7 protein-coding genes are annotated in these 7856 nt (G+C 69.6%); 4 read left to right on the top strand and 3 right to left on the bottom strand.

Annotation, left to right across the window (positions count from 1 at the left end; all coding sequences use genetic code 11):
• Positions 1 to 113 precede the first annotated feature (113 nt).
• Positions 114 to 1808 carry a CocE/NonD family hydrolase gene (locus ACFW1A_RS35775; RefSeq protein WP_380416836.1) on the bottom strand — a complete coding sequence of 565 codons (1695 nt, stop codon included), beginning with the start codon at positions 1806 to 1808 and terminating at the stop codon, positions 114 to 116.
• A gap of 331 nt (positions 1809 to 2139) precedes the next feature.
• On the opposite strand from ACFW1A_RS35775, the gene ACFW1A_RS35780 reads away from it, so the two are divergent.
• The 3 genes from ACFW1A_RS35780 (at position 2140) to ACFW1A_RS35790 (ending at position 5284) form a co-directional block, all read left to right on the top strand.
• On the top strand, positions 2140 to 2709 hold the full coding sequence (locus tag ACFW1A_RS35780; RefSeq protein ID WP_380416852.1) for a GNAT family N-acetyltransferase: 570 nt from the start codon (positions 2140 to 2142) through the stop codon (positions 2707 to 2709).
• Between the two features lie 861 nt (positions 2710 to 3570).
• A complete protein-coding gene (locus ACFW1A_RS35785) occupies positions 3571 to 4341 on the top strand; it encodes a DUF6928 family protein (protein WP_380416838.1) in 771 nt (256 codons plus the stop codon).
• Between the two features lie 4 nt (positions 4342 to 4345).
• Entirely contained in the window at positions 4346 to 5284 is a 939-nt protein-coding gene (locus tag ACFW1A_RS35790) for an ADP-ribosylglycohydrolase family protein (protein WP_380416841.1), read from the top strand.
• Positions 5285 to 5300: 16 nt separating this feature from the next.
• Here the strand turns inward: ACFW1A_RS35790 and ACFW1A_RS35795 are convergent, their stop codons facing one another.
• Positions 5301 to 5957, bottom strand: a complete 657-nt coding sequence (locus ACFW1A_RS35795; protein WP_380416844.1) for an SMI1/KNR4 family protein — start codon at positions 5955 to 5957, stop codon at positions 5301 to 5303.
• A gap of 105 nt (positions 5958 to 6062) precedes the next feature.
• Between ACFW1A_RS35795 and ACFW1A_RS35800 the strand changes: the two genes are divergently transcribed.
• Positions 6063 to 6398 (top strand): hypothetical protein, encoded by a 336-nt coding sequence (locus tag ACFW1A_RS35800; protein ID WP_380416848.1) that lies wholly within the window; start codon positions 6063 to 6065, stop codon positions 6396 to 6398.
• 180 nt (positions 6399 to 6578) lie between these two features.
• Here ACFW1A_RS35800 and ACFW1A_RS35805 read toward each other — a convergent pair whose 3' ends face one another.
• The gene (locus tag ACFW1A_RS35805; RefSeq protein WP_380416850.1) at positions 6579 to 7205 is read right to left on the bottom strand and encodes an IS5 family transposase; all 627 of its coding nucleotides are present in this window, start codon (positions 7203 to 7205) and stop codon (positions 6579 to 6581) included.
• Positions 7206 to 7856 lie beyond the last annotated feature (651 nt).

The following is a 7856-nucleotide window of genomic DNA, read 5'->3' on the forward strand; positions in this document are numbered from 1 at the left end:
GGGGGGGGCCGCGGGTGCCGTCGGGGGTGTGGCGGGTGCGGGGGGGCGGGGGCCCGCGGGTGCGGCCGGCCCGGGGGGTTCGGGTCGGCCGCACCGGGGTGTGGGGAGCGGGATCAGTCGATGGGGTGGAGGGGGATGTCGAGGTAGGACTCGGCGCCGGTCGGGGAGGTGATGTCGAGGGTGAACACCGGCAGGAGGACGTTGTCGTAGCCGAAGAACGGGTCGTGGGTGTCGATGACCAGCTGGAGCTGGTGTCCGGTGGCCACGACGTAGTCGGCCGGCTGGAGCGGGAAGGTCACGGTGGTGGCCTGGCCCGCCGGCTGGTCGGTGAAGGTGTAGGGGGCGTGGGTGATGATGGTGGCCCTGCCGGTGGCGGGGTCGAGGTCGAGCAGGTAGGCGACGATCGTGGCGTCGGCCTGCTGCGCCTTCACCGTCACCCGCAGGGCCAGGTCGCCCCGGACACGGGAGGCCTGCTCCAGCGGCGCGGTGGCGAAGACGGCGGCCAGGCCGCGGTCGGTGTCGGCGGTCCGGTACACGTGGGGCAGGCCCAGCCGCTCGGCCAGGCCGGTCTGGACGAGCTTGGGGGCGACGACGATGTTGGTGCCCTTGCCGGTGGCCTTCACCGAACGGGTCCAGCCCGCCTGCGGCTTGTCCGCGGCCAGCAGTCCGTCGCTCTGGCCGGCGGGGGCGTCGCCGAGGTGGAACCGCACCGCCGGCAGGGCGTAGGCGTCCCAGGAGGGGTGGCGGACGTCCGACAGGGAGTTGAACATGTACTCGGAACGGACGTCGAACCGCGGCGGCGCCCCGTTGCCGGCGGTGCCGCCGAGGAAGTGGTCCATCCACCGGTAGGCCATGTCGGTGGGCTTGGCGGGGAGGCCTGCCAGCCCCGGGAGTTCGGCGTTGCCGTGGTCGCCGACCTGGATGAGGAGCGTCTTGGGGCCGGTCAGGTTGGTGTGGAAGTCGATGACGGCGGGCACGGAGAAGATGGTCTCGTGCCAGCTGGTGGTCAGCAGGACGGGGGTCGCGCTGTCGTTGTAGTCCGACAGGTAGGTCCGGGGCGAGCGGACCCGGGCAAACTCGCTGACCTCCTCGTCGATGGTGTTGGCGCGGATCTTCTGGATGATCTCGCGGAACTCCGGCGAGCACCGGTCCTCGCCGAACAGCGTCACCAGGGCTTCGAAGGCAGCGAGGTGGCGGGTGCCGTTCTCGTACAGCGAGGTGAAGAGGTCGGCCCAGGCGCTCGTGCCCGCGACGACCTTGATCCGCCGGTCACGTGCGGCCGCCAGCAGGCTCGTCCCGGCGCCGTAGGAGGCACCGAAAAACCCGATCCGGTTAGCGTCCACCTGGCTTTGGCCGACCAGCCAGTCGATGACCTCGCCGGCGTCGGCGACGTCCTGCGGACCGGCGACGTGGATCTCACCCGTGGACTTCGCGAGACCGCGCTGGCTGTAGGCCAGGACGACGTAGCCGCCCTGTGCCCAGCGGGAGAGCATGCCGAGGTAGGCCCGGTGCCCGATGCTGATCAGCGGGGCGGGCAGGACGACCGCGGGGCAGGTCTGCCCCGGGGCGAGGTTGCGCGGGACGCTCAGCGACGCGTCGAGCTGCGTCCCGTCCGCCGTGGTGATCACGAGCTCCGTGTACTGGCCGATCTCCGCGTAGATCTCGTACTCGTCGGCCAGGCCCCACTGGTCCAGCCGGCCGATCCGGCGCGGCGACGGGTCGAGCAGCGCCTCGCGGATCGCGTCCAGCTTCGCGAGGTCATCGGTTCCGAACGCGAAGAAGGGCTCCGTGCTGCCGTCGACGGGCATGGCTCCACCAGCTCTCTGTGAAAGGGATAGTGACGAAGTGTCAGAGACATGCTGACCTCGCCAAGATCCCCCCGAGGGGGCCTTCCGCTCCGTTCACCCGGACGGATGAACGACGCCGCGCAAACCCCGGGGCGGACAATCGGCCACAGCTTGGCCGAGAAGGAGGAGTTGGCGTATGTGGCCGGCCCGTGGCGTTGTCCACCGACCCGCGAAGGCCGCGCCGCACGGTGGAGCGGGGTTGTCGGGCGCCGCCGGTGAAAAGGCGTGGCTGCCCGTCAGTCGTGGTGCGACAATCCGCATCTTGATCCACGCCCGCGTTCCGGAGGTCCGCATGGACATCGCCCCGCTGCTGCCGATGACCACACCCCGGTTGTCGCTGCGACTGTTCACCCCCGGTGACGCCGACGACCTGTACGCCTACCAGAGCCTGCCGACCGTGGCGCGGTACCTGTACCGGCCGCCGCACACGCGGGAGCGCAGCCAGCAGGTTGCGGCCGAGCGCGCGGCGCACTCCGTGTGGCGCGCCGACGGTGACAAGCTGGCCCTCGCCGTGTGCCGACGCGACGAGCCGGGCCTCCTCGGCGAGGTGACGCTCACCCTGGCCGATGCCCGCGCCGCCCAGGCCGAGATCGGCTGGACCCTCGACCCGCGTCACCAGGGCCACGGCTACGCGACCGAAGCGGCCGCTGCGCTGGCCGGGTTCGCCTTCGACAGCCTGGGCGTGCACCGGCTCTACGCCCGTCTGGACGTGGAGAACACCGGGTCCGTGAGGGTCTGCGAGCGCCTCGGGATGCGCCGGGAGGCACACCTGGTCGAGAACGACCTCGACGGGGACCGCTGGGGCAGCGAGTACATCTACGCGGCGCTAGCCGCGGACCTCGGCGGTCGATCGGGAAGCTGAGCCCGAAGCCGTGCAGGCCTCCGGGAGGACGCCCTGACTGACGGCATGCCCTGGGACCTCGTCGCAGGCCTCCACTTCCAGGTCTACCTGCGCACTGCCTACAACGGTTCGCTCACGCCCACGCCCACGCCCCCGCGCCGCGCAGCGGCCTCGCCTTGGATGCGGTACCCACGCGACGGCGCGCTGCCGGCTGCGGGCGCGGATTGGCAGCCTTGTGCTGACTCCGGCCCACACGCCCTCCCAGCCGCGACCCGGCGGCGAAGCGAGGATAGGGTCGCCTCCTCCGTTGGCGCCGACCACTTCCCAGGGTTCCGGGCGCGGGAGCGTCCATCACGGCGTCGCGGCCGACGGCCTGCCAGTGGCTCAAACGGGGTAGGCGTTGTCGGCGCGTGCCAGGCGGCGGTTCTGCTTCCAGCGGCGAGGACGGCCTGGGAGCCGCACCAACGACAAGCCGTGGGTGTTCAAGTCGGAGGACCGAGTTGAACCGTATGCACATGCCGCTCCTGCGTGGGCAACTGACGCTGCCATAGCGGGGAGTGACGCGTTGGGCCGCACTCTCACTACGAGTACGGTGCCTGCTGCGGATGGCGGGGCGCAATGGGGACAGCTCGATTTCACAGGTTCGAGTAGGCGGGCGCTGGCGAGGCCGGCCCCTCGCCGTCGCTCCGCGGTCGGACTAGGCAGGGTTGGACGGGGGTACGGCTGCGGGCATCGTGACTGAAATCTCTCGAGCCGCCGCGCCTGGCAAGCGGTTCCGGGACCGGGAGGATCTGCTGGCTGCCCCACCCCGTGCCCCCGGCCATGTCGGGGCTGGTGAGTAAGGTGCGACAGCAACGTGGGCGGTCATTCTGGGGAGGATCAGTGGGGGCCAAGACCGGTCTGCTCGTGTACACCGACGGTGAGGTGCTGGCCCTGCTGAACCGGGTCGGTGCGGCGGATCTGGGCCGGACGACCGCGATGATGCGACGCTTGTATCCGGGCTGGGCGGTTGAAGCGGCCGGCGGCTCGAGCTTGTGGGAGGCGGTCTATCCTCCGGACGGTCGGGCCTATGCGGGTAGCTGGCCGGGGGTGGAGCTGGTCTGCGATCGACGCGTGATGGTCGATCGTCCGTCTCAGCTTCCGGAGGAGCTCGTGGCGGCGAGCGTAGGGCGGCGGATGGTCTTGCACGCCATGCACAGTGTGGTCGACTGGCTGGCGTTCGGAGTGTGGGAGGACCGGCGTCTCATCCGGTCGTTGAGTCTGTCTCCGGACAGCGGGATCGTTGAGAACATCGGCGAGCCGCTCCCGTTCGAAGTGCCGTACTGGGCCGGGGAGCGTCCGGCCCAGATCGTGCCGTGGCCGGACCAGGAAGTGAAGCCTTATCCGTTGCCCTTCCACCCGCTGGAGATGGGCGAGGATGCGCTCCGGGCGTTGTGCGGGTTCGTGGTGGAGGGCCGCCCGAAGCCGGGCGACGTGGACGCGGACGCCATCGAGCTCCACGGCTTCCTTGTCCGGGACCCGAACGGCCCGGATCCGGCAGAGAAGGAGGCGGCGCTCAGGGCAGCCGTGGCTGCCATGGGCCGGCCACGTACCTATGTGCTCGGCCCCGACAGCACCTTGATCAAGCAGGACCTCGGTGACCCGATAGCCTGACGAGGTGATTGACCAGCAGCGTGCGCTCGGGGCAGTGGTCGGTTCTGCTGTGGGGGACGCCTTGGGCGCCCCGTTCGAGTTCGGCCCTGCGGGGGCGTTCTCGAGTCGCTTTCCCGAGCCGGGAGGCGGCGGGGAGATGTGCGGCGGCGGTGGCTGGGAGCCTGGTGAGGCCACCGACGACACGCAGATGGCCGTCATGGTCGCCGAATCGCTGCTGGAGCGCGGCGGATTGGATCTGCCGGATATTTTCGCGCGCTTCCAGCGCTGGGCGGCGTCCGAACCCAAGGACATCGGCGTGCAGACGGAGGACGTCCTCACCAACGGCATGCCGTGGGACCTGGCCGCGGCCGTTCACTTCCAGGTCAACCTGCGCGCGGCGGGCAACGGCGCGCTGATGCGGGCCGCGACCTCGGCGGTGTACTTCGCCCGCGACGGCAGGCAGGCGACCATGGACGCCGCCCGACGAATCTCGGCGCTCACCCATGGTGACGGCGCGGCCTGGGAAGGCACCGCCATCTTCCACGAGCTGGTCCGCCTGGCCCTGGAAGGCGACGACCCGCTGGCAGCCATCCCGGAGATCCTCACCCAAGTGAGCCCCCATCATCGTGGGCGCTACGCGACCGTCCTGGCCCCCGACTGGCATCCGGATGACGCCACCGAGTTCAACGGAGCGGTCTGGCCCTGCCTGGGCTCCGCCCTCTGGGCGGTACGCACCACCACCTCCTTCGAGGCGGCCGTGCGTGCCGCGGTCGACCTCGGCGGCGACACCGACACGGTTGCCGCCGTCACCGGCGGTCTGGCCGGCGCGATCCACGGATTCGACGCCATCCCCGCCCGCTGGACCGAGCCCCTCCACGTGCCGTTCCTGCCGCTCCCCGGCCAGGGTGCGCTCGTCCTGCGCCTGTCGGAGCTTCTTGACCTCGCGCGGCATCTCGCCGCCTGAACATCCGTGGCCCAACTTAGGCGGCGGCTATAGGAGTTAGGAAGCCCCAGTCGGCGTCCGGATGGTCGCTGGTGATCAGGTCCACCGCCAGATCCCAGAAGGACGGGTAGCGGTAGACGCCCGGATACCAGCTCGCGAACGCCCAGGCCTCCCACTCGCCCTCCGCGTTGACGATCATTGGGTTGAGCATGAGCAGGGCGCTGTCTCCCCAGTCACTGATCTGCAACGCGTGCGGGAAGTGCTCGCGCCGCACGTCGACGCAGTCCTGCTCCTCCCCGTAGACGAGGTACTCCTCGTCCGGGATGTCGGGAACGCCGTGGGACGTCGTGCTCCAGAGTTCGGTGAACGCCGGGTCGAGGTCTCGGAGCCAGCCGACTCCGTCGGTGCCCAACAGCGGTCCCTCGGTGTCGTTCAGGTGGAGCCAGCCGTTGCTCACGGCGAGGAAGGAGCGGTAGCTCGGCGGCAGCCGTCGCCCAAGCCGGTCCTCCAGGTCGCCGATCTCTGCTTCGCCCGCACCGTTGCTTCCGAGCCACTGGTTCGCGTGGGCGTCAGCGGGAAACCGCCGCTCCACCTCGTGGGTATCAGGGCTGAGCGACAGTCGGCTTGCCTGTTCCAGCAGGGAGCGCCACTGGCGGTGCACGGGGGCGTTCGGCGCGAGGGCGGGGTCTGTCATGGCGGCAGCATACGAGTTGGGCTTGATCCGCTTCATCGGCAGCCCTGATCACGCTCAGGTCTCGCAGCCTTGCCCCTCGCGGCAGCCTGACTCAGACTGCCCTGTATGGGGGACTCGACGTGGTTGATCGCTTCCATTACCGGGGCAACTGCGGTCGCTGCAAGTTGGACGACTGGGCGCTTCTCGGCCAGGACGGCTCGCTACACGGCTGAACTCAACGCGTCTGAGCATCGTCGCGAGCAGACTCGGCAGGCTCGTCGTACGGCTTACCTGGAGTTCATCGCCTGCGTGCACACCATAGGCAACTTGAATGGCAACGTGCTTTCGCTCTTCCGCGGCGCTACGCACCCGGAATGGCGGCCGGTGCTCTCCGAGGTCCACAACGAGCTGCGCGAGGTCTACCACGACCGGTTCCTGCCCTCACAGTGTGGTGTGCATTGAGGGACCAGACGATGTCGCCGAGGCAGCTCAGCAGGTTGGGCCCGCATCGACCAAGGTATTCAAGCTCATCGAGGCCATCCTGCGAGGCGATGGGAACCCCGACGACCTACCAGCCGCCTTTTCCCTCCTCTGGACCGCCTTGGGCGGTTTCACCCGTGCCGCGCGCAGTGCGCTGAACGCCTAGATCAAGCGACTGCCCGGGGGCTCCCGTCCGCGGATGTAGCAAGGTGGTTGTGCGGCGTGTGGCGGGTCATCAGGGTCCTTCGAGGTGCCGGTTCGGCCGTCGGCCCACACCAGTGCGATGCGCCAGTGCCGTTCATGCAGCCGGGCAAGTAGTGTCTGCCCTGCGTCGCGGTCGGTGACCGAAGCTGCGGTCACCACCACGACCAGCAGCAGCCCGAGGGTGTCCACCACGATGTGCCTCTTACGGCCGTTCACCGTCTTCCCGCCGTCGAACCCCCGCGTCGCCGCTGGCACCGACGCGGCCGCCTTCACCGACTGCGCGTCGATGATGCCCGCGGTCGGCTCCCGGTCCCGGCCGGCGAACTCGCGGACCCGGTCCCGCAACCGGTCGTGGAACTCGGCGACCAGGCCTTTGTTCCTCCAGCGCCGGAAGAACGCGTAGACGCGCTCCCAGGCGGGAAAGTCCGCGGGCATCGCCCGCCAAGTGATGCCCCCCGCGACCAGGTAGCGCACCGCGTCCACCATCTGACGATGGCAGTAGGCCTCCGGCTGCCCGCCCCTGCCCTCCAACCACCCCGGGACCGGCATCGCGTCACGCACCACCGCCCACTCCGCGTCGCTCATGTCGGACGGATACCTCGGCCGCCTGTACGGCCGGTCCCCGGCGTTCCCGAACCGATGAGCGAGACAGTCACACGTACGAGCCGCGGAGTTGGAGCCGGCCGGCGTGAGGGCGTACAACAGCGACAACAGGGCCTCCTGGCGCGCTCAAGGTCTCGACCACCCCGAGCTGCACCGGAGGCCCTGCCTTCATGCACGGCACGCCGCAAGATCACCCGACCGGGCTGCCGCAATCGAACCCACGCTCACCAAGATCGGTACGACAACGGCTTCTCACACACCACCAGATACAACCGACTCAACAAGTCCGTCAGGCGGACCGGAACAGTTCATCCTGACGAGCCGAAGTCAGTAGCTCCGTTCAGGCACCGACAGAATGCGGCCTGTACTGGACCCGGTTCCTGAAAACTTGTCAGTTCATCCTTTGGGCCGGGTCTATCGGGAGGCGGCCAGGGCCGGGCTCCTGCCGTACAGGTTTGGGACCGGGAGGAACGCGAAACTGCAGTTCAAGGTCTCGGAAGTCCAAGCCTGGGTCAAGCAGCAGCGGCAGTGCTCCGGCTGACGCACAAGCGGTGGCGGGGGGGGGGGGGGGCCGAGGGGGGCGCCCCCCCCCCCCACACCTGGGCGGCAGCCACGACGGAGAAAGAGACCCCG

It is taken from the genome of Kitasatospora sp. NPDC058965 (assembly GCF_042741245.1).
Lineage (GTDB): Bacteria > Actinomycetota > Actinomycetes > Streptomycetales > Streptomycetaceae > Kitasatospora.

Coding starts and splice junctions, on each gene's coding strand:
- ACFW1A_RS35775 (WP_380416836.1), bottom strand. CDS start 1,808: ATGCCCGTCGACGGCAGCACGGAGCCCTTCTTCGCGTTCGGAACCGAT.
- ACFW1A_RS35780 (WP_380416852.1), top strand. CDS start 2,140: ATGGACATCGCCCCGCTGCTGCCGATGACCACACCCCGGTTGTCGCTG.
- ACFW1A_RS35795 (WP_380416844.1), bottom strand. CDS start 5,957: ATGACAGACCCCGCCCTCGCGCCGAACGCCCCCGTGCACCGCCAGTGG.
- ACFW1A_RS35800 (WP_380416848.1), top strand. CDS start 6,063: ATGGGGGACTCGACGTGGTTGATCGCTTCCATTACCGGGGCAACTGCG.
- ACFW1A_RS35805 (WP_380416850.1), bottom strand. CDS start 7,205: ATGAGCGACGCGGAGTGGGCGGTGGTGCGTGACGCGATGCCGGTCCCG.